The following is a 22,629-nucleotide window of genomic DNA, read 5'->3' on the forward strand; positions in this document are numbered from 1 at the left end:
CCGCCCTCAGTCAAAGCGCAGGTATGATACCCACCTGCCGCAATGGCCACGACGCCGCTCCCCAACCCAACTACATCTACCGGCGCATTACGGTTCGTCATCGTTCCATCGCCCAGTTGGCCATACCTGTTCCAGCCCCAGCACTTGATCCCACCGCCCTCAGTCAAAGCGCAAGTGTGCTGCCCACCAGCGGCGATAGCCACTACGCCACTCCCCAGCCCAACTACATCCACGGGTGCGCTACGGTCTGTCATCGTCCCATCACCCAGTTGACCGGCCGAGTTATAGCCCCAGCACTTGACTCTACCTCCCGTGATCAAAGCGCAGGTGTGCAGCCAACCCGCAGCGATGGCTATGACGCCGCTCTCTAGCCCACGCACATCTACTGGCACGCTACGGTTCACTGTCGTCCCATCGCCCAGTTGACCAAACCTATTGCTGCCCCAGCACTTGACCCTACCGCCTGCGGTCAAAACACAGGTATGTCCCCCACCGGTAGCAATGGCCCTCACGTTACTCCCTAGCCCATTCACATCCACTGGCTCGCTGTGCCACGTCGTCGTCCCATCGCCCAATTCACCAAACCTATTGCTGCCCCAGCATTTGACCCCACCGCCCGTGGTCAGAGCGCACGTGTGATCCCCACCTGTAGCGATGTCCATGACGCTGCTCTCTAGCCCACTCACATCTACCGGTACGTTGCGCCACAGCACCGTCCCATCGCCCAGCTGACCATGCCCATTCCAGCCCCAGCATTTGACCCCACCGTCTGTAGCCAAAGCGCAAGTGTGATACACACCCGCCGCGATAGCCACGATACCGCTGCCTAATCCATCCACATCCGCGGGCGCGCTACGGTTTGTCGTCGTCCCATCACCCAGTTGGCCAGACGAGTTACTGCCCCAGCACTTGACCCCACCACCTGTGGTCAAAACGCAGGTGTGATTCCCACCCGCAGTGATGGCTTTTATCCCCCTCCCTAACCCACTCACATCCACTGGCACGTTTCGGCTTGTCGTCGTCCCGTCGCCCAGTTGGCCAAACGAGTTACGGCCCCAGCACTTGACCCCACCGCCTGCGGTCAAAGCACAAGTGTGAGACCAACCCGCAGCAATGGCCACAACGCCGCTCTCCAGCCCATGCACGTCTACCGGTACGCTGTTATCCGCCGTTGTCCCATCGCCCAGTTGGCCAGACGAGTTACTGCCCCAGCACTTGACCCCACCACCTGTGGTCAAAGCGCAGGTGTGATTCCCACCCGCCGCAATGGCTCTTATGCCGCTCCCGAGCCCGACCACATCCACCGGCACGTTGTTGTTTGTCGTCGTTCCATCGCCCAGTTGGCCAGACGAGTTACTACCCCAGCACTTGACCCCACCGCCTCTGGTCAAAGCGCAGGTGTGATTCCCACCCGCAGTGATGGAAGAGATATCCTGTAGTGGAGGCAATTCGTCGCCGACTAGAGTCCCAGCAGAAGCTAACATTCCATCTCCCGCCATCCTGAAATCCAGGCTAACGAGCTCAGAACCCTCCCTCACTGAAGGTGAAGTCGGTGAAGCTCCAGCACCGAGTGGAACCGCACCAGTCGCCAATACAATGAGGCTCATAACCAATGAGAAAGACCGTGGCATTCCTCTCATACCTCTCCTCCCCCTCCCGTGTCCCAGAACCGATGAGTCGCGTGTGTGGACAGTGAATACATCCTCTTTTTTGTGCCTTCCGCATCCCTTCTAGTGTGAGACTGCGAACGCCTTTCCTCCTTCGCTTCAGCGTGATGCCCAGGCCATCCCTGCATCGCGCGAACGTCATGGAGGAATCGCTTGAAACACATCACCGAGGCATCTTTCCGTTCCCAAGCCGTAATGGCAAGCGCCAGGCGATTGGCACACTGAGGTCGAAAGCTCGAGCTTTGGCGGATTCGTGGAAGGGGTCGGACTCCCCACGCGCCGTAATGAACGATTCGGGAACAAATCCTCCCGACCGTCTGACCGCCAGATTCTCCGTGCGAAGTTCTTCTTCACTGCACCTACGGCGAGCCCTGAGTTTCCCAATCCCTGGAACAGCGACATTTTATTGAGCACGCTCCAAAAAAGTCAAGCAACCTCAAAAAGCCGATAGCATAGCAAGTGCTGAAGGCGAATTCTTCCCGACATCGAGGGAGATTGACCGCGAACCGCGTGATGCAGAAGTTTCAATCCCACCCGAATCCTCGCCGACATTAAGGGAGATTGACCCAGGGACTGCGGCAAATTCCGCAGGCGGCCAGGCGTTCGACGTACTTGCCCCGGCCATTTGTGAAACCGATTCCGTGTTGCATCGTGAACTCGATCAATTGATTAACCGGGGGTCCCTCGTTGAGGCTCTCATTCGCGCACCGAATTCATTCTCCATGGCACATTATTTGCCTATCCGCATAAGCGGAGGGAAGGATGAAAGGACTGGAGAGAACACTCAAAGCGTTGGCCGATCTCAGTCGCTTGAGAATTTTGAACATCTTGCTCCAGCAAGATGTCTGTGTTTGCGATATGCAGTTGGTGCTGGGATTGCCCCAGCCCTTGCTTTCCCGCCACCTGGCGTATCTCCGAAACGCGGGGCTTGTGCGAGATCGCCGAGACGGTCCGCGCGTGTGGTACTCGCTCTCGCTTGAGGGTGAACTTGGAAAGGCGGTTCGAGAGTTTCTTCAGAAGGCATTGCCTCTGTTTGAAACATTCCAAGCGGATTCAGCACGAATGCGTCAATTTGCCGAGAGTTTCGCCACACCGCGAGGGCTTCAAAAATCAACCGACCCGCAGGTCAGCACGTGCACGTATCCGAGGACTCATTCATGGGCCAGCACACGCGGCAAATGATGAAAACCCGGGGACGCACGCATCCGGCGCTCTTGAATCGGCGGGCTCGAAGCCCGCGCTCCGGGGGGATTTTCGAAGGAGTTATCCATGATGTCCATGACGACACTCAGAAGCCAGTGAAAATCCCACCACAGATAAACACAGACGGGAACGGATCCGTTTCCTCATCCGTGTTGATCTGAGTCCGTCGGTGGTGATTTTTGAAGGAATCACTCATGAGCGAACATTCACCACGAACGAGAAAAATCGGGAAGCGCTCGCTGGCAGTGGACTCGACCAGCATGCCGGAGGCGTGCGCTCCCGGGCATTTTCGGAGGGGGCCATGATAGGAAGACTCGTACTTGCCGGTCTGGAGGCGTTGAAAGAGTACATTGCCCTGCACGTCGTCACCTGTCTCATCCCGGCCTTCCTGCTGGCCGGCGCGATGGTGACCTTCGTCTCGCGCGACACCATCATTCGCTATCTGGGCGCTGCGGCGCGAAAGGTCACGTCCTTTGGGTTGGCGGCGGTGTCGAGTTTTTTCGTCGCCGCCTGTTCGTGCACGGTCATCCCCGTATCGAGCGGGATTTACTACGGCGGCGCTGGCATCGGACCGGCCTTTATCATCCTGTGGGTTGCGCCCGCTGCTAACATCCTGGCGCTCGTCTATACGGGAGCCATCTTAGGCGGCCAGATGGTGGCCGCGCGCATCGCCGCAGCGCTTGCGATGGCCTTCGTGGTCGGCATGACGATGAGTATGGTTTTCGGGCAGGAGGAGGCCACGCGCACATCAAGCTTTCAGGCCAATCCCGGCGGGAAGATCATGTCCCGGAAAGATGTGATCCTGATTCTGCTCATTGTGGCCGACCTGCTGGCGCCGAACTATCTGGTTCGCAGTGGACCGTATCTTCACAAGGTCTACGTGTGGGCCGCAGGCATGGCAGTCATCGCAATGTATGCCTACTTGACCAAGAGCGGTGAAGAAATTGTGGCCTGGTTGAAGGAGACCTGGTGGTTTGTGCGCCTGATCTTTCCGCTGTTACTTGTGGGCGTGTTCCTGGTCGGTGTCATCGGGGCGATTTTGCCCGAACGGTGGATCCAGAGCTGGCTGGGCGGTTCAGGGCTTTTGGCCTCGTTTCTGGCCACTCTGATTGGCGCCATCAGTTACTTCGCTACCATGACCGAAGCGCCGTTTGTGGACAAGCTGATGAGCTTGGGCATGGGCAAGGGGCCGGCTCTGGCGCTGTTGCTGACGGGGCCGGGCTTGAGTCTTCCCAGCTGGCTGGCCATTGGACGAGTGTTCGGAGTCAAGAAAGCTGTCGTCTATGTCATCACCATCATCATTCTTGGCACCGTCGTGGGATGGTTTGCCGGGAACGTCATTTTCTAAATCCCGAGAATGAAGGAGGCAGCCGAAATGAAAATCGAAGTTTTAGGTCCGGGATGCGCTCGCTGCCATACGACGTTGAGGACTGTTGAACACGCACTCCAAGCGCTCGGTATGGAGGCCGAGGTCATTCACATCCACGACCCGAGAGAGTTCGCCAAACGAGGGGTGTTGTTCACTCCTGCCATCTTCATCAACGGCGTGATGAAAGCGGCGGGGCGGATTCCCAAGCTGGAAGAGGTGAAACACTGGCTGGTGGAGATCCAGGAAACGAGCACACAGCAGAGTGAAAGATTGCGCGAGGAGCCTCCTGCGACACCGTGAGGCTAAAGGAGGTTCAACCATGTGGCAGCACCTCAGACGACCAACAGATGCCCTCCGGTACTTTCATCCGGGTTGGTTCGCTTCAGTCATGGGGACAGGCATTCTAGCGGTGGCCACAGCTCACTCGGCCTCCTTCGTCCCGGCTCTGAAGGGACTAGCAACGATTCTATGGGTATTTAACACCGTCCTGTGCTTTATTCTGCTTGTTCCCTGGATCGCACGCTGGGTTTTCTTCTTCGATGACGCCTGGGCCGATGTTTCTCACCCGACACGTGGACCTTTTTACTCTACCCTGCCTATCGGGCTGCTGGTGCTGGGGGTGGACTTCTCCACCATTGGCCGTCAGTACATCGGAGCCGAGCTGGCCATCTCGATCCACCAGGTGCTGTGGATCGCTGGCACACTGCTGGCTTTTTTCTTTGGTGTGCTGATTCCTTACAAGTGGTTCACGAGCCAGTCCATTCCTGTCGAGCAAACCAACGGTGGCTGGTTCATGCCGCCCGTGGCCAACATTGTTGTCCCTGCCAGTGCCGCTCCTTTGATCACTACCTGGGGATCACCGGGATTGTGCCACTTCATGTGTTTGGTGGCCTTCGCGTTTCTGGGCATTGGATTCTTCCTGTTCCTGATCATAGGGGTTCTGCTCATTGGCCGCCTGATCTACAATCCATTACCCCATGCCCACCTGGCTCCCACGCTGTGGATTGGTCTGGGGCCTATCGGGGTTGGAAGCCTGGCTCTGGTACGCCTCTCGATGACGGCGAATCCGATCTTTGACCAGTACATCACCGAGGCTCAGGTGTTGCTCCGTCTTGGTTCGCTTGTACTGTGGGGGTTCGGGGTATGGTGGCTAGCGACGGCCATCGCGTTGACGCTGCGCTACCTGCGGGAGCCTTTCCCGTTCGCCATGAGCTGGTGGGCCTTTACCTTTCCGTTGGGGGCCTACACGGTTGCCACGTACCTTCTGGCCGACGCATACCAGACGGCGGCCCTGAGTCTTTTTGGCTTTGCTCTCTGGCTGCTGCTGCTCTTCTTCTGGACGGTGGTTCTGGTGAGGACGGGAGCCGGTACGTACACCGGAGCGCTTTTGCAGCCGCCACCGCCCGCTCAGCCAGCTCCAACGAGTTTGAAGAGTTAGCGGCAACGATGAGCTTGATCAGGGCGGAGGAGACGAAATGCGCAACAGATACACAGCCCGCGCAGTTTCTTTGTCACTCAGCCTGTGGCTGATCCTGAATGTTGCCGAGGCATGGCAACATGAGGGGAAAACGGACAACTCGCCCGATTGGTTTTATCCGTCCTGGGCGGCGGAGGCCAAATATAATACGCCCATCGTGGTCCGAGACACCGACAGCGCCCTCGGAAGATACTCGTTAAGAACAAAAGAAATCGGCCTCAAAGATCTGACGCGCATTCACGGCCACCTGTGTGATGGGTTGGTCATCGCCTTCGTCGAGATTAAGGCCGTGTTAGATAAACTCTTCCCCGACGGCATCGTAGATCGAACGGACCTCAGAGCGGTGTCAAAAAATGGCCCCTGCTGGGTGGATGCCGTGGCGATGATGACCGGCGCGCGAATCAACTTTCAAACACTGCGGATTGATAATTCCATCGGCAATGGATTCATCATCCAGCGAATCTCTACCGGCGAAGCTTACGAAGTGCGCCTGCGGCCAGGCGTCTTTCCCAAAGAGCAGGCCGATCTGGAAGCGAGGATTCGCCAACTGAGGTCAGAAGGGCAGCCGGTGTCTGGAGCGGACATTGATAAAGTCGAAGAGATGGCCAATGCGTTAAGCAAAAGATTGCTCACAACGCCGCCCGATCAGCTCCTCGAAATTACGCCCAGGCCAGGATACAAATTCAAGTTTAGCGATCTCTACGACATCAGAGGGGACATCATCAACAAGGATATGCCGAGAGAATGATGCTGGATGTTGTGAAAAAATTGGTCGTCCTGAGGGAACGCAGCGACCCGGCAGTGCCGGCAACGGTCGTCGGGGTGACCGGCACATCCATTGAAGGAGCGGATCACCCCCCACTCCTCGCTCGTCTCTCAGGTCCCTGTCATAGGCACATCCATCAAAGGAGCCGATCACGAGAGGGGCGAGATAAGCATTGCGGGGAGGAAAAATGAACTTCGTTAGCACGAGCGCAGTCGAACAATCGGTCGAGGAAGCCGTGCAGATGCTGGCGGCGTTGATCAAGGCGCAACTGGAGCTTGCCGCGCTTGAGGGCACCGCCTCTCAGGTGAAGACCGATCCGCAGGTCCAGCGCCCGCTGCGAAATATCCGGGCCACGCAAGGCCGCCGGCGATGGGCCTGATCGCTTGACACGGAGGCCAGGCTGGCTCGATTCACCGAAAAGTTAGAGAGAAAGGAGGACACAATGAGGAAACCAAGAACCATCGCTACAATGCTATTCATTCTCAGCCTGCTGCTGGCATCCCCAGCATTATCCCAGCGAGGCCCAAGATGGCGCGGGAGCGGAGGCTGGGGGCCAGGAGGCCCATACGGGCGGATGTATAACCCCCAAACCGTAGAGACTATCGCAGGGGAGGTGATCAGCGTCGAGCGCATCACCCCCATGAGAGGGATGTCCTACGGAGTGCACCTCTTGGTGATGACAGACAAGGAAACCATTTCGGTCCATTTGGGGCCGGGATGGTATGTTGAAAATCAGGACGTGAAAATTGAGCCGAAGGACAAAGTGGAGGTTCGAGGCTCCCGCATCACCTTTCAAGGGAAACCCGCGATCATTGCTGCCGAGGTCAGGAAAGGCGACGAGGTGCTGAAACTCCGCGATGAGAACGGGTTCCCGGTCTGGAGCGGATGGCGACGGCGCTAAGGTCAATTTCATCGCCCACTGCTCATTTCCCAGCGCCGTCCAGATCAAACACGTGAGGGATGCGAAAATTCATTGTCGGCAAGAGAGCGGCAATGGCCTGCTCGGAGACGCATTCTCGGGGCGAGAACAGCGGAATCGAGGTCCTGTCGGCAACGAAAGGTGACCATTGATGACAGAGGGGGATTCTCCAGAGCAAATTCAAACTGATCAAAGGAGCGGTGGGCCGGTTGCACTTGGACTCGAAGCGGATGCGAAGAAGGACGCCGTCTACGAATTCGAGCCAAAGTTTATGGCAAGAAAGAAGCCAGCATCTCGGTGAAAGAATCGCTGTTCCTCAACGGTAAGAACGTCCGAGGGCTGGCCAGGAGCCGCATTGTGGCGGCGGACTGTTGGACCGGCGAAGCGGTGGGCAACGCACCGCACGCGCTCGGACACGCTCATTGTGTGGGGATCATCAAGGACAAGGAGGCTCGCGTCAGTGCCGTTCCCTAAACTCATCATGTTTGATGATCGGGTCAAGCTGATGCATGACGCCGCCGTTGGCAGCGTGGACAAGAAACAGGTGGAGACGTTGATGGCCCAAGGGCTGACCGAAGGTGGAACCGTGAATGTCGTCACGAAGGGACTGCTGAGATGAAAGGAGGTGCGAATCCAGAAACAAGATGCCCTCAGCACAGCGGAGTGCAAGATGAGTCTCCTGCGACGCCGTGAGGCTTCCCCACCGACAATAGATTCAAAGGAGGTTCAGCCGTGTGGCAGCACCTCAGACGACCAACAGATGCCCTCCGGTACTTTCATCCGGGTTGGCTCGCTTCAGTCATGGGGAACGCGACCGCTGTTTTACCTTATCGAGAAGCGTGCGCGCGACGGCGGCCTGGGCGATGGCCCGGATTTCCGCACTCTCCCAGCGAGCGGCCAGCACAGGAGCCTGGATGAGTTCCGGATCGGCTGCGGTCAACTTCTTGAAAACCTCGATCACGACGGGGGAGAGATCGGAGGACCCTATGACATAGCCCGTGGCGAATTCGCCCGTCTCGATACGAATGACGGAATCCAGGGCCCCGTTCAAATCCGCTTTCGTAGCGTTGAACAGGTCTATTGCACGGTTGAGGAAGCGTCTTCCCTGATTTTCATCGAAGGCCATCACGGGCCCAGCCAGGTAGAGAAAAGCCCGCCCCTTAGCACCACTCGTTTGAAGTCGCTCGATCCGAGATTCAGCCTGCGCGATGAGAATGGGCGCATGATCCTTATCGCTCAACTTTTGAAGCACGGTGGAAACGGCCACCGCTAATCTCTCGGGATGTTCAATCCTCAGAGCGTGCGCCTCGGCCTGTTCGAGCTGAACTTTTTCGGTCAGCTCTGCGGCGGCCCTGAAATGAATATAGTCGGTCATCTCACCCCTAATCGCCTGATCCTTCAGCCTGGAAGCGAGCGTCAGAGCCCGCTCGAAATCACTGCTCATCAAAGCGCGGAAGGCTGCATAGGCCATCAGGTCGTCATGGGTTTTATTGTCTGTGGCTGTTTGGGCCTTCCTCTCCAGGTCCTCGATCTTCTCCGTGTCGGGTGCCCTTCGCTCAAGGTCCCCTTGCTCTGCCTCAGCAATTGCTTCCGAGGGCAATCGGCTCACGACCAGCGTTAACAAGCTGTCTATTCGAGAGACAACGTCCGGCGTCAACTGCTCGGCGTAAGGACGAATGTTGATCAGTGCGCGATACATGTGTGCCCGTACTTTCTGGCCCTGCAGGATTTCCTTTGAAAGCGCATCTATGAGAGTCCGGATATAGACCCGACTGAGCATCGGGTCAGCCGGAGGAGGATTGCTTAAAGGGAAACGGTTCGGGAGATTGATGCCGGGAATCGCGTAGGCTCCCAACCAGTACAGACCATCGAGATCACCCTGTCGTGCCGCCCTCGCCAGCGCCGATCGAAAGATCGCTCGGCCCCGTTCCGGATCTTTTTCCCGCAGGTGAAAGAGGAGCGAGACCGTAGAATAGGAGATGGCGTATGAGAGGCTCATCTCCACCAGTTCGCTTACGGTGCCTTCATCATCTTTGACAGACCGTGCAAGGCGGGAGAGCAGGTCGGCCTTCCACTGATCGCCGGCTTTCATCTGGGCCAGAAACTCGCGCACGAGGTCGGTTCGGAGTCCGACCGACTGCTCAAGCAATTTTTGCCAGAGCTGTTCAGCATCATACGGACTGCGAAAGAGCACCCGGGGCGTCTTCCCAGGAAGTCGCCCCGCCCTCTCCATCGCACCTTCGGACCTGAGCTCGGACAACGCCTGTACGGCCTGCCGGAGGAGGGCTTCGCTTCGACCGGCGTCAATATCCTTCATCAGTCCGGCGAGCACGATGGCTCCGTGAGCAAGGCGAGCCGGATCGCTCTCCTTTCTCAGCGCGAATTCAGCTTGTTCAAAGAGAACGAGACCCTGCTGTTTGAGGTCCTGCGACTCGACTTGTGCAAGGATCAGGGCGGCAAGAATCAACCAGGTAAATCTCATTTTTCCCCTCCTTCCGAAAATCTCCGCCAGCAGGTGAACGCTCCCCAGGCGGATGGGCCCATCAGGCAGACACTCCTCTGTTGGCGATTCGGCTTCTCAATGGTTTCCGGGTGTCACCTGCGTCTGTATAACTCCGCTTACCTCAGTGTTCCGGCTCAGCGCCGCTGCGAGCATCGGGAGCAACTTTGATCTGTTCGAATCAATCTTCGACCAGATTCGTGCAAAGGTTCGTAAGACGATGAGATTTTGCTTCACATTCGGTTGCGTAGAGACTGTGGCAAATCCTGTCACGGTTGCTGCTGCGGCGCCAACATCAATAATGCAATCATCGCAGGGCTGTCTGTATGGGCATTGGATGATGGCCCCATTGTCGCACCCGATCTTGCACCCCCCTTGAGGGCTTCCCGGTCCTCCACAACCGGCTGTACTCGTACATTGCGATAGGTCAAGGCACCTGAGGTCCTGCGCCCTTACAACCGTTGTCAAGACGACCAGCAGGATCCCAAAAAGTACGGGGAATACAGGTGACATTTTTTGTGCCATTGTGTCCCTCCGGTAGCTGAATTGAACACCTACCGCAAACATTTTAGCAAAAAAAAAGATGTCAAGAGCTAGGGCATACTTGACGACAGGGACACTGTCGAAGTAGCGGAGGGTGCTCAATAGACTCTCAGACACTCCCCATCTCAAGCGAATACCAAGTGCTTTCAGAGCAACCGCCCACCCGGGAGGTTCTCTATATCTGGCGACGACCGAACAATATGGCATCTGCCACATGCCGGAGTCAGTTGATCCCTTCGCTCCGCGCTCTTCAGATGAAGAAAGGAGGCTTTCAACACGTCCCCTCGTATTTGCGCGATGAAGCGATGAAATACTCAACAGCTCCGTTGAAACTTCCAACACGAGTCATCCCGATCACTTTGTTCACTTCCTGCAACCGGTGAGGGAGTGGCTATTGAAATTTCCCTCAATCTGTTTGCCGACCGCCATAGGACAGAGCGCCTACCAGTTCGCCTAACACTCACATGTCCAGAGAGATTTGCTCCTGTCTCTTTGATCCCGGGCTCTGGCACAGCACTTGCAAAAATGATTTTGCTGAACAGGAATCGTCCATGCGCTTATGCACGCCACGACGGATGAAAACCTGGGAGCGCACCCGACCGGTGGGCCTGGCCTTCACCCCACCGAGCGCACCGGAGGTGCGCACTCCCAGGCATTTTCGAACGAGCTGGGCAAACAGCCACGCACCAGGGAGGAAGAAAAACTCATCGAAGGAGGCGGCTATGGAGAGAAAACTTTCGAGAAAAGAATTTCTGACCATCGCAACTAAATGTGCGGCAGGAGCCACGGCGGGCGTCGCCGGTCTCAGTTTGATCACGGCCAAAAAAGGTGAAGCCCAAACGGAGATTCCCGCGTGGCCCTGGCCGTACGCCAAGCTGGACCCGGAATACGTCAGAAAACTCGGCCACCAGGCTTACTGGGAAGCTGGCCGGGGCTGTTCTTACGGAGCCTTCAAAGCGATCACTCGCGCACTTCAGGAAACTGTCGGCTATCCTTTCACGTTAATTCCCCCGGAAATGATGATCTTTGGTCATGGCGGAGTCGTCGGCTGGGGTGGCACCTGCGGAGGATTGCTGGGGGCGTGTGCGGCGATCAGTCTCGTGTGCGACAAAGCGACAGCCGATAAGCTGATTCACGAACTGCAAGGGTGGTACACCCAGGCGCTCTTCCCCAGTGAGACGAGTAATCGGTATGCACAAAATCATGAGTTCTTCGTCAACCAGTACGATCAACCTCTGCCGCAAAGTCGTGCCGGTTCTCCGTTGTGTCACGCTTCGGTAACAATGTGGTGCGACACGTCCGGCTTCAAGGCATCCTCGCTCGAGCGGAAGGAACGTTGTGCCCGGCTTACAGGAGATGTGGCTGCGCGGGCCGTCGAGCTGCTGAATGAGTGGGCTGACGGACACTTCCAGGGGACGTATACGCCGCCTCAGTCCATGGCCTCGTGTGTGACCTGTCACGGGAGCCAGGGCTTGGACAATGTGAAAGCCCAGATGAACTGCACGCAATGCCACGTCGAAGGCTGGGACCATCGGTGATGAGCGGGTAGGTACTGAATCCCGATTGGCCGTGGCAGAGAGCGACAACCAGTGAGAAGCTACTCCTGATACGGGCGGCCGTCTCTGGCCGCCCGTATCAGGAGGCGAGGAATTTTTTCAAGCCAGCGCATCAGATATCCGGGGCAGGCTCTCCCCGGCTTCGCTCGACGAAAGCTACAAATCACACCCTTAGCGAAACTTAGAATCGAGCAATCCAGCGCAGGAGTCACGGTTTGCCAGGGCGGTTCGCCGGGATTCTGGCAGACCTGGATCATCGAAGGTGAGCGATACGCCCGGCGCTTTTTGGACAACCGCAACCGAGTGGCAGCTCAAGCCGATAACGAGCCGACCCAAACAAACGCCGATTGGCTCGTGCGGATCAAAGCTAAAGCTTCTCTCCGCCAGGTCTACGGACAGGCAAGCCAAGGCGTTGAAGGTGTAGGTCCTCACCGACCGGTCTGCGTCCAAATCGCCATTGGCCGAAATCGGGGGTGAAGGCGATTGGCGAACGTGCATCTGGATGAGCCAGGTTACTCCACCAAGCGGAACTCTCCAGCCGGGGGAACTCCCCATCCCAATCTGGGGCTCGTCAGAGGTCAGGGGATAAATTTCGTAGGGGGTTCTGCAAAAAGAGATTGAATGTCCCTATGGGCTGTGCTAAAGTAAGTTGGCAGGATAAATTATGGCGATGATCTTGAAGGAAAGCTTTAACGGTTGAGAAACGATGGGGTTGCTATCACTCTTTCGATTCTTTTCAAGCGACCTGGGAATTGACCTGGGCACAGCCAGCACCCTGGTCTACGCCAAAGGCCGAGGCATCGTTGTCAGTGAGCCCTCGATTGTGGTCGTCAATAAGGTGACGCACAAAGTGGAAGCCGTCGGCAAAGAAGCCAAAGAGATGCTCGGTCGCACGCACTCCAACATTGTGGCCATCCGGCCCATGCGCGATGGTGTGATCGCTAACTTCGAGCTGACCGAGACCATGCTTCAAGCGTTCATCAAAAAGGCGCACAACGGACGCTCCTGGGTGAATCCGCGTGTGGTCATCGGCGTTCCCAGTGAAATCACTCAGGTCGAGCGCCGGGCCGTTGTTGACGCCGCTTATCGAGCACGGGCGAGCGAAGTCTACCTGGTGGATGAGCCGATCGCAGCAGCCATCGGTGCGGGTCTGCCGATCACCGAGCCGACGGGCAACATGATCGTGGATGTCGGTGGTGGTACGACGGATATTGCCGTTATATCTCTGTCCGGCATCGTCTATTCCCGTTCGATTCGCATTGCCGGCAACGAAATGGACGAGGCAATCATTCAGTACATCAAGCGCAAGTACAATCTGCTGATTGGCGAGCGGACGGCAGAACAAATCAAGATTGAACTGGGCTCGGCCTATCCGCTGGATGAGCCGCTCTCGATGGAAGTTCGCGGACGCAGCTTGATCGAAGGTGTTCCGAAGACGATCACCATCACCGATGAGGAAGTCCGGGAGGCTTTGTCGGAAACGGTGGCGACAATTGTGAATGCCGTTCGCGTGGCGCTGGAACGGACCCCTCCGGAACTGGCGGCCGATATTATTGATCACGGAATTGTCCTCACCGGGGGAGGCGCTCTGTTGAAGAATCTCGACAAACGCTTGATGCTGGAGACCAATGTCCCGGTGATTCTGGCCGAAGACCCACTGTCCTCCGTCGTTTTGGGAGCGGGAAAGATGCTGGACGATCTCGATCTGCTCAAGCGCGTGTGCACGAATTTGGAGCATCTGGAATATTAACGATGGCCGAGAATCGGGCGAGGCGATCTGTGGCCCTGTTTCTTGTGCTCGTCAGCGGGCAGATGATCTTGATGTCGGCGCAGGCCCGACATCCCCAATCCGGGCAGTCGGTGTTACGCACGTGGTCGCTGACAGTGGCCGCACCGTTTTTCGAGTCGGTGAATCGAGCCCTCACGGGGCTCACCCGGCTGTGGAAAAGCTACATCGCCTTGCGCGATGTAGAGCGGGAAAATCGCGCCCTTCGTCAGGAAATGGATCTCCTCCGGATGCAGCTCATGCGATTGACCGAGGAGGCCCGAGAAGCCGAGCGATTGAGAGCGCTGGTGGGCCTTCAGCAGCAAGTGCCAGGACAGAGTCTGATTGCCCGCGTCATCGGTCGGGACGTGAGCGCCTGGTTTCAGTCGCTGGTGATCAATCGGGGGCAACGAGATGGCGTGCGTCCTGGAGCCGCCGTGATCACGCCCGCCGGGCTGGTCGGTCGCGTCGTTGACGTAGGTCCCGTGAGTGCGCGCGTGCAGTTGCTGACGGACGACCGCAGCGGCGTGGGCGGTGCCGTTGGCGTCGTGGGAGAGTCGCGCGCACTGGGCGTGGTCGTGGGCAAAAACGAAGCCCTCTGCAAGATGCGCTATGTCCCTGGCACCGAACCCGTGAAAGAGGGAGACATCGTCTACACAACGGGTCAGGATGGCATTTACCCTCGGGGCCTTCTCATTGGACGTGTCGTGTCGGTTCGACGGGGATCGGCTATGGTCTCGCATGACATTTTGATCGAGCCCACGGCACTGCGTGGCCCCCTGGAGGAAGTCATCGTTTTGGTGGACTCTCCCACAGACGTGCGCCTCACTCCAACGATTGCCTCTCGGCCTCAGTGAGAGGGAGCGCGCGACCGATGACATCACTGTCAGCGACACCAGGATGCTGGCGGAGGTCGTTCTCTCTTGTCGTGTAGAGGTAGAGCGGACCGGTGAGCCCGGCGAAAACTGTTGTTCTCATTGTGATCGCCATTGTTGGTCAATTGATCATTGCGCGCTACATGACCGGTCTGCGGTCGCTCGACCTGATCTTGATTGCAACCATCTACGTCAGTCTTGAACGCAATCCCGCGCGTGCGTTGTGGGTCGGCGCGGGAGCGGGGTTGCTCCAGGATAGTTTCTCCGGAGGATTGATCGGCGTTAATAGCTTCGCCAAAACAGTAATCGGATTCTCCACATCCACGCTGAGTATTCGTGTGGCCCTGGACAGTTTTCTCCCGCGGCTGATCGTCATGGCGACGGCAGCGGCCCTCAACGGGCTAATTTATCTCGGTCTCCACCACCTGTTTGGTCAGCCGCTGGTGAGCGCACCGGTTCTGCCGCAACTTGGTCGTCGGCTCGGAGGGGTCGTTCTGATCAACACGGTTGCCGCCCTGATCTTCTTCCGACTGCTCGATTACTGGCTGGTCGTTCGGGAGCGAACGCGCGCTCCCGGCAAACCGCTCAAGCGCAGGTATTGAACATGGTCACCCGACTGAGCGACATCGGTGAACGAGCCAAGGCCATTGGTCAAACGGATCGTCTGACCATCCTTCAATACGGGCTCCTGAGCCTGTTTCTTATTCTCGGCGTCCGGTTCTGGTCGCTCCAGGTGATTCAGCATGAGAAATTCCGACAGGCCGCCGAGAACAATCGCATTCGCGTCGTTCCCATTCCCGCTCCGCGCGGCGCGATCCTCGATCGCCACGGTCGAGTCATTGTGGACAATCAGCCGTCGCTGAGCATCATTCTCAACCGGGAAGAGCTTCGGGAGAAGCGGCGGAACCCGTATGAGCTGGTTGATGAACTGATCGCTCGGGGGCTCCCCCTGGACCGTGACACCGTGCGCGCGCGACTGGATGGAATGAGGAATCAACCGGCTTTTTATCCCGTCGTCCTCAAGGAAAATGCCACTACGTCGGATGTCGCCTGGGTTCATGCGCACCGTCTCGAATATCCCGAACTGGATATTGTCGAGCAACCGCAACGCCGCTATCCCTATGGAACTGTGCTGGCTCACGTTCTGGGATACGTCGGAGAGATCTCCCGGGAGGAACTGGCCAAACCCGAGTACAAGGACTATCGGCCTGGCGACCTCATCGGCAAATCAGGAGTCGAGCAGATGTACGACCGACTCCTGCGAGGAAGAGACGGGTACCGGCGGGTGATCGTGGACAGCACCGGTCACGAGGTCGGCGAAATCGAAAGCATTCCGCCGGTTGAAGGTCACGCGATTAAACTGACCATTGATCTCGATCTTCAATTGGCCGCCGAACAACATCTGGGCAATCGTCGGGGGACAATCGTGGCTCTCGATCCCCAAACGGGAGAGATCCTCGCGCTGGTCAGTCATCCGGCCTTTGATCCCGCGCTCTTTTCCCAGCGCATCAATACGGCCGAGGGAAAAGCCGAATACCGTCGGCTCCTGCAAGACCCCGAAATCCCTCTGATCAATCGAGCCCTGCAGGGAGTCTATCCCACCGGCTCGACCTGGAAAATCATCGTCGCAGCAGCCGCTCTGGAAGAGGGAATCATCACGCCGAACCATTCTACCTTCCTCTGCGGGCGCGGGCTTCAGGTGGGGAACCGCTTCATCAGTTGCATGGGGTCACATGGAGCCCCCGATCTCCATCGGGCGATTGTCGTCTCCTGCGATGGATATTTCTACCGACTGGGGTTGAAGCTGGGAATTGATCGGCTGGAGAAATGGGTGAAGCGACTCGGACTCGGTCAGCGGACGGGAATTGATCTGCCTCATGAGGTGGCCGGGATCGTTCCGAGTCGAGCCCTCAAGGCCAAGCTCAATCCGCGCGATCCCCGATGGAAGGACTTCGATACGGCCATCGCGTCCATCGGGCAGGGAACGGTGGCGATTACGCCCTTACAGCTTGTCCGAACCATCGCCGGAATCGTCATGGGAGGAAGATTGCCCACGCCCCATGTCTTCAAGGAGGTGGCCGGTGACCCGCAGATGGCGTATCAGCAGCCGCGCCCGCTGATCGTGCCGCTCGATCCTCTCACGGTGAAGACCATCCGTTCGGCCATGTGGGGTGTGGTCAATGAAGGCGGCACCGGCGTGGCGGCCCGCGTCGAGGGCCTCGACGTCTGCGGCAAAACGGGAACGGCTCAGGTCGTGGGCAAAGAGAAAGCCACCGGCGCGCTCAAAGACCATGCCTGGTTCGTCAGTTTTGCTCCCCGCGATCATCCCCGCATCGCCATGGTGACGCTCATCGAGAATGTGGGGCAGGGCGGACGGTTCAGTGCGCCTACAACCCGAGAGATTTACGAAGCCTATAAAGCCAAGCTCATCGGCGGCTCCGAGCGCGCCGACATCGCCACTCCCGCTCCGGCTCTGACCAACAAGGCACTGGCTGACGCCGAACCGAAGAACGCCCCGGCTCATTAGCCGGCTTTCGTGGACAATCGGGCAGGCGGACGTGCACGTCCCGAGATTGACGCGAGGCGAGTGAAGAGCGATGGCACGACGCGGACGCACAGGATGGAAGGATTTTGATTGGCCGCTGCTGGCCGCGGCCCTGGTGCTGGCCCTGCTCGGCATTTTAGAGATTTATAGCTCGCAGCCGCAGGAAGACTACTGGCGGCGTCAACTGTTCTGGGTCCTGCTCGGTCTCATCGCCATGGTCGTCACGGCGCGCATCGAGTACCATCGCCTCGTTGAAGCCGCTCCCATTTTTTATGGCGCGTGTCTCTTGTTGCTCGTGCTCGTGTTGCTCGTGGGGCAAGAAGTCTACGGGACGAAAGCCTGGATCGGCGTGCGCGGCTTCGGCATTCAACCCTCGGAGCTGGCGAAAGTGGCGACGATCCTCATCCTGGCACCGTTTCTGGCCGCTCGCTGGGAAGAGCATCGCAGGGGCAAAAATCCCTACCTGACGATGCGCGAGATTGCAGCGGCGGCATTGCTTGTGCTCTTGCCGGTGGGACTCATTCTTCTCCAGCCGGATGTCGGAACGGCGCTGACCTTTTTCCCGATTCTGGTGGGGATGCTCTTCATCGCCGAACTCCGGCCTCGCTTCATCGTCGCCGGAGTGGTGAGCGCCGCCGTGGTGATGAGTCTCGGCTGGCATTTCCGTCACGAAGTTCTCAAGCCCTATCAGGTGCAGCGACTGGAAACGCTCATCCATCCCGAGCGCGCCGACCGTCGCGGCTTCGGCTATCAAACCTATCAGTCAATGATCGCCGTGGGATCAGGCGGCGTCACCGGACGCGGCCTCTTCCGGGGGACGCAAAGTCGGCTTCGCTTTTTGCCGAAAGCCTACACCGACTTCATCGCCTCGGTCGTCGCTGAAGAATTGGGACTGGTCGGGATCTTCATCGTCCTGACCCTTTACCTGTTCATTTTGATGCGAGCGATCAATCACGCCAAACTGGCGCGCGATCAGCTCGGCGCGCTCCTCATCACCGGTGTCGTGTCGCTTCTGGCGTTCCACACTGTCATGAACCTGGGAATGGTCGTGGGGTTGATGCCGATCATCGGTATCCCCCTTCCGCTGATGAGCTATGGGGGCTCATCGGTGCTGGCGACCTTCATCGGATTGGGTTTGATCGCCAATGTGCGACTTCACCGGTACGTTAACTGAACGGCGTGGCGAAAGCGCGGGGCGTTCGTGAGAGCCCGCCCGAAAGGGGCTGTCCCGCTCTGAGCTTTCGCCCGTTTGGGACATTCGGCAGACAATATGCGCAGAGAGAAGCGGCTCGATCCGCCCGGGAGGATCAGATGTCTCCCGTCTCTCTGCATGAGGAGAATCGAACATGGCCAAGGAAATGATCATCAGTTCCAACCGTTTTGAGAGGAAAATTGCCATCCTCGAGGATGGCGTGCTCGTCGAATATTACGTCGAACGAGCGGGAGAATCCGAAGGAATTGTGGGAAACATCTACAAGGGACGAGTGACGCGCGTTCTCCCGGGGATGCAATCAGCCTTCGTGGACATCGGTCTGGACCGCGATGCCTTCCTCTACGTCTCGGATGTTTTCGATATCGAGGACATGGAGGTGGAATTCGAGCCCGCGGGGGAAGCAGAACGAGCCTCCGCTTCCGGCAGAACACCTCCCTCGACCGAACCCAGCTTCGCCGATGTCGAGCAAATCATCGAGGCGCTGGCTGAAACCAAACCCTCGCGCCCGGCCCGTCGCCGCCGTGTCGAGGAGCCTTCTGAAGAAGCCCTCACCGAGGAGATCGCCGACCTCGTCGAAAGCATTACGGCAGACCTTCCGCCCCCGGGCGGAGAGCCTGCCGGTGAGGAAGAAAAGGAAGTCGCCTCCGAAGTGGATTTGAAGGATGCGATCGTCGAGGAGAAAATCATCGAAGCGATCCATCAGGAAGAAGCCCTCATCGAGCCCACGGAGGACGTCGTGGAGTCGGAGCATCGCATCGGTTCGTTCTCGCTCCCGTTGACCTCGGGGACAAAACGGCGGCGGATCGTGGACGATGCTCCGGCGATGACTCCGGAATCCGTTGAAGAACTCGCGCCATCTCCGGCGGAATCCTCCGAGGAGATGGACGCCCGATCGGTGGAAACTCAACCGCCCTCCTCCGAAGGCGTTCCTCCACCGTCGGAGGGCCCCCAACCGCCGACGTCCGTGGAAGTGATGGAGCATGCTGGCGGGACCGTCAGCGCCCTCTCCGCCGAAGAGGGTGAAGGCGTCGCCCCGCCGGAAGAGGCCGGGTCTGACAAGCCGGCGGAGTCGGCGGCGGAGGACCCGGAGCCTCCTCTGCCGGATGCCGACGCCTCGCTTCGTTACTCCTACAAACCTCGCGCGGAAATGGCCAATCGGCGACGATCCCGGCGACGGCGCCACACGGCCGCGGTGGCCGAAGCGGAGCCGGACCCGGTGCGAAACGAACCGAAAGGCGAACCGACCATCACCGAACTCCTCAAAGAGGGCCAGGAAATCCTCGTCCAGATCGCCAAGGAGCCCATTGGTAACAAAGGGGCCCGCGTGACCACGCACATCGCTTTACCGGGGCGTTACCTCGTCTACATGCCCACTTCCGAACACGTCGGCGTTTCCCGACGAATCACGTCGGCGGCCGAGCGCGCCCGACTGCGTCGGCTCATCACCGAACTGAAAAATAGAGAGCGCGTCGTGGGCGGGCTCATCGTGCGCACCGCCGCCGAGGGATGCAGCGAGGCCGACCTTCTCAGCGATCTTCAATATCTGGCTCACACCTGGAACGACATCCGTCAACGGGCCGAGCGCACGAAGGCTCCGGCCCTGCTGCATCGCGATCTCGATCTGGTCGAACGCATTCTCCGGGATCGGCTGTCGAGCGATTTCACCGCCATCCGCGTGGATGATGAGGAAGATTATACGCGGATTGTTGACTTCGTCTCCCGTTTCCAGCCCAAGCTCCTCAATCGCGTCAAGCTCCATACGCGCGAGACGCCCATCTTCGAGGAGTACGGCGTGCAGGCCGAAATCGAAAAGAGCATCCGCCCGCGCGTCTGGCTCAAGTCCGGCGGCTACATCGTCATCAATCAAACGGAGGCGCTTGTAGCCATTGATGTCAATACCGGCAAGTTCGTCGGTCGCACCAGCCGGTTCGAGGATACGATCACCCGCACCAATATCGAAGCCGCCCGCGAGATCGCCCGACAAATCCGCGTGCGGGACCTCGGCGGAATCATCGTGCTCGACTTCATTGATATGGAAGAGCGCAAGAACCGCCAGAAGGTCATGCAGGTGCTCGAGGAGGAACTGCGGAAGGATCGCGCTCCGACCAAGATTCTTCAGTTTAACGATTTCGGCCTGGTGGCCATCACCCGGAAACGGGTCAAGCAGAGTCTGGAGCGGACGCTCTGCGAGCCCTGCCCCTACTGTCATGGCAGCGGCCTGGTGAAATCGCCTCAAACCATCTGTCTGGAAATCCTGGAAGAAGCACGACGCCTGGCCATGGCCGGCGAGCGCGTGGATGGCGGAGAAGCCCTGCTGCGAGTTCATCCCGAAGTCGGTCGCCTGCTGCGAGAGCGATACGCCGCCATCTTGCACGAGATCGAGGCTTATCTTGGTGGGCCGGTGACGATCAAGACCGATCCGCTCCTGCATCAGGAGCAATTCGACATCGCCATCGTGTAGAGGACTGGCGAATCGGCTGAGCGGCGGCGACACCACGGTCCGGCCTCGCCCGTGTTCCACTAATGGGCGACGGGTTTTCTCAGGTCGCCGACCGCGACGCCAAGAGGTGAAAAAAAGAAAGGACGGGACTTTCCCGTCTGCGAAAAGGGACCCGCGCCTGGTATCGGCACGGTGAAGAAGACGATTGGAACGCTGCGTGATCTTTTCGGAGAAAGATTCATGTCCGAGACATTGCCTCGCACATCGCCACAGCTCGGGGATATGACCGCCGAGGACTTTCGCCGCTATGGGCACCAGCTCATCGAATGGATCGCCGACTACCTGGAAGAGATCGAGCGGTATCCTGTGCTGGCCCGTGTTCGTCCCGGCGAGATTCGCTCTCAGTTGCCCCGGCGGCCTCCGCTGACCCCGGAGCCCATGGACGCCATCCTCAAGGACTTCGAGACGGTTATCCTGCCGGGAATCACTCACTGGAATCATCCGGGGTTCCTGGCCTATTTCGCCATCACCGGATCAAAGCCGGGCATCCTCGGTGAACTTCTGTCCGCCGCTTTGAACGTGAATGCGATGCTGTGGAAGACGTCGCCTGCCGCCACCGAACTGGAAGAGGTCGTCCTCGATTGGCTCCGGCAGATGGTGGGATTGCCGGAGGAATTCGAGGGCGTGATCTACGATACGGCTTCGATCTCGACGCTCTGCGCACTGGCGGCAGCGCGCGAGGCCCTGGACGATCTTCAAATTCGCCAGCGCGGCCTCGGCGGACGGAGCGATGTCCCACGACTGCGACTCTACACCTCGGAACTGGCTCATTCCTCAGTCGAGAAGGACGCCATTGTCCTGGGCATCGGCCAGGAGGGCGTGAGGAAGATCGGCACCGACGAGGCATTCCGCCTCGATGTTGCCGAACTCCGGCGGGCTATTGTCGAGGATCGCCGTGCCGGCTGGCGACCGTTTTGCGTCGTCGCGACGGTGGGAACGACGTCGGTCACCAGCATTGATCCGGTTGCGGCCATCGCGGAGATCTGCGCCGAGCACAACCTCTGGCTCCACGTGGATGCCGCCTACGCCGGATCCGCCGCCATCGTCCCCGAACTGCGCCACCTCCTTGATGGATGCGACCGGGCCGATTCCCTCGTCCTCAATCCCCATAAGTGGCTCTTCACCCCCATTGATCTGAGCGCGTTTTATTCGCGCCGCATGGATGTGGTCAGGCGGGCGTTCAGCCTCGTCCCGGAATACCTTCGCACGAGCGAGGATGAGGCGGTGCGGAACTTCATGGATTACGGTCCCCAACTGGGACGACGATTTCGCGCGCTCAAACTCTGGATGGTCATTCGCTCGTTCGGTCAGGAGGGGCTCGCCGAACGCATTCGTTATCACATCCGCCTGGCCCAGGAGTTTGCCCGCTGGGTGGATGCCGATCCTGATTTTGAACGGGTGGCTCCCGTTCCGCTGAGCACCGTCTGCTTCCGCGCCCGCCCGCGACGGTTCGCCGAACGAAGCGCCGACGAGAGAGCCACGGCGTATCTCGATCAGCTCAATAGCGCCCTGCTTGACGCCGTCAATGCGACCGGCGAGTGCTTCCTCTCGCACACGCGGCTTGGCGGACGGTTCGTGTTGAGACTCGCCATCGGCAATATCCGGACGACTGAGAGGCATGTCGCCCGCGCCTGGGAACTTCTTCGTTTTCATGCCGGGCGACTTGACGCGCAGATGCGCTGAAGCGGGGCAACGCCCTGACGGGATCGAGACGATAGGTGAAAGGCGCAC

At 58.7% G+C, this 22,629-nt stretch carries 19 protein-coding genes; 17 read left to right on the forward strand and 2 right to left on the reverse strand.

Features of this window, described 5'->3' with window-relative positions; genetic code table 11:
* A partial coding sequence (locus VNM72_05850) for an RCC1 repeat-containing protein (GenBank protein ID HXF04921.1) occupies positions 1–1,484 on the reverse strand: 1,484 nt, incomplete at its 3' end.
* Positions 1,485–2,429: 945 nt separating this feature from the next.
* On the opposite strand from VNM72_05850, the gene VNM72_05855 reads away from it, so the two are divergent.
* From VNM72_05855 to VNM72_05895, 9 genes are all read left to right on the forward strand, one after another.
* Positions 2,430–2,849, forward strand: coding sequence for a metalloregulator ArsR/SmtB family transcription factor (locus VNM72_05855; protein ID HXF04922.1), 420 nt, complete (start codon positions 2,430–2,432; stop codon positions 2,847–2,849).
* A gap of 322 nt (positions 2,850–3,171) precedes the next feature.
* Entirely contained in the window at positions 3,172–4,218 is a 1,047-nt protein-coding gene (locus tag VNM72_05860) for a permease (protein HXF04923.1), read from the forward strand.
* Between the two features lie 27 nt (positions 4,219–4,245).
* The gene (locus tag VNM72_05865; GenBank protein ID HXF04924.1) at positions 4,246–4,539 is read left to right on the forward strand and encodes a thioredoxin family protein; all 294 of its coding nucleotides are present in this window, start codon (positions 4,246–4,248) and stop codon (positions 4,537–4,539) included.
* Positions 4,540–4,558: 19 nt separating this feature from the next.
* On the forward strand, positions 4,559–5,677 hold the full coding sequence (gene tdt / locus VNM72_05870) for a tellurite-resistance/dicarboxylate transporter (GenBank protein ID HXF04925.1): 1,119 nt from the start codon (positions 4,559–4,561) through the stop codon (positions 5,675–5,677).
* Positions 5,678–5,714: 37 nt separating this feature from the next.
* Positions 5,715–6,464: a formylmethanofuran dehydrogenase subunit E family protein gene (locus VNM72_05875; protein ID HXF04926.1), complete on the forward strand. Its 750-nt coding sequence runs from the start codon at positions 5,715–5,717 to the stop codon at positions 6,462–6,464.
* Between the two features lie 205 nt (positions 6,465–6,669).
* Positions 6,670–6,861 carry a hypothetical protein gene (locus tag VNM72_05880; protein ID HXF04927.1) on the forward strand — a complete coding sequence of 64 codons (192 nt, stop codon included), beginning with the start codon at positions 6,670–6,672 and terminating at the stop codon, positions 6,859–6,861.
* A 195-nt stretch (positions 6,862–7,056) separates the two neighbouring features.
* Positions 7,057–7,383, forward strand: a complete 327-nt coding sequence (locus tag VNM72_05885) for a DNA-binding protein (protein ID HXF04928.1) — start codon at positions 7,057–7,059, stop codon at positions 7,381–7,383.
* A gap of 315 nt (positions 7,384–7,698) precedes the next feature.
* A complete protein-coding gene (locus tag VNM72_05890; protein ID HXF04929.1) occupies positions 7,699–7,875 on the forward strand; it encodes a hypothetical protein in 177 nt (58 codons plus the stop codon).
* 7 nt (positions 7,876–7,882) lie between these two features.
* Positions 7,883–8,020 (forward strand): SufD family Fe-S cluster assembly protein, encoded by a 138-nt coding sequence (locus tag VNM72_05895; GenBank protein HXF04930.1) that lies wholly within the window; start codon positions 7,883–7,885, stop codon positions 8,018–8,020.
* Between the two features lie 180 nt (positions 8,021–8,200).
* On the opposite strand, the gene VNM72_05900 is transcribed toward VNM72_05895, so the two are convergent.
* Positions 8,201–9,883, reverse strand: coding sequence for a hypothetical protein (locus VNM72_05900; GenBank protein ID HXF04931.1), 1,683 nt, complete (start codon positions 9,881–9,883; stop codon positions 8,201–8,203).
* A gap of 1,283 nt (positions 9,884–11,166) precedes the next feature.
* Here VNM72_05900 and VNM72_05905 point away from each other — a divergent pair.
* The 8 genes from VNM72_05905 (at position 11,167) to VNM72_05940 (ending at position 22,581) form a co-directional block, all read left to right on the forward strand.
* Entirely contained in the window at positions 11,167–11,982 is an 816-nt protein-coding gene (locus VNM72_05905) for a C-GCAxxG-C-C family protein (GenBank protein ID HXF04932.1), read from the forward strand.
* Positions 11,983–12,706: 724 nt separating this feature from the next.
* Positions 12,707–13,750 carry a rod shape-determining protein gene (locus VNM72_05910; protein HXF04933.1) on the forward strand — a complete coding sequence of 348 codons (1,044 nt, stop codon included), beginning with the start codon at positions 12,707–12,709 and terminating at the stop codon, positions 13,748–13,750.
* Between the two features lie 29 nt (positions 13,751–13,779).
* A complete protein-coding gene (gene mreC / locus VNM72_05915; GenBank protein HXF04934.1) occupies positions 13,780–14,622 on the forward strand; it encodes a rod shape-determining protein MreC in 843 nt (280 codons plus the stop codon).
* 92 nt (positions 14,623–14,714) lie between these two features.
* A complete protein-coding gene (gene mreD, locus VNM72_05920) occupies positions 14,715–15,242 on the forward strand; it encodes a rod shape-determining protein MreD (protein ID HXF04935.1) in 528 nt (175 codons plus the stop codon).
* Positions 15,243–15,244: 2 nt separating this feature from the next.
* The gene (mrdA, locus tag VNM72_05925) at positions 15,245–17,167 is read left to right on the forward strand and encodes a penicillin-binding protein 2 (GenBank protein ID HXF04936.1); all 1,923 of its coding nucleotides are present in this window, start codon (positions 15,245–15,247) and stop codon (positions 17,165–17,167) included.
* A 70-nt stretch (positions 17,168–17,237) separates the two neighbouring features.
* A complete protein-coding gene (rodA, locus tag VNM72_05930) occupies positions 17,238–18,359 on the forward strand; it encodes a rod shape-determining protein RodA (protein HXF04937.1) in 1,122 nt (373 codons plus the stop codon).
* A gap of 172 nt (positions 18,360–18,531) precedes the next feature.
* Positions 18,532–20,859, forward strand: coding sequence for an Rne/Rng family ribonuclease (locus tag VNM72_05935; protein ID HXF04938.1), 2,328 nt, complete (start codon positions 18,532–18,534; stop codon positions 20,857–20,859).
* A gap of 219 nt (positions 20,860–21,078) precedes the next feature.
* Positions 21,079–22,581, forward strand: coding sequence for a pyridoxal-dependent decarboxylase (locus VNM72_05940; protein ID HXF04939.1), 1,503 nt, complete (start codon positions 21,079–21,081; stop codon positions 22,579–22,581).
* Positions 22,582–22,629: the final 48 nt, after the last annotated feature.

It is taken from the genome of Blastocatellia bacterium (genome assembly GCA_035573895.1).
In the GTDB taxonomy this organism is placed as follows: domain Bacteria; phylum Acidobacteriota; class Blastocatellia; order HR10; family HR10; genus DATLZR01.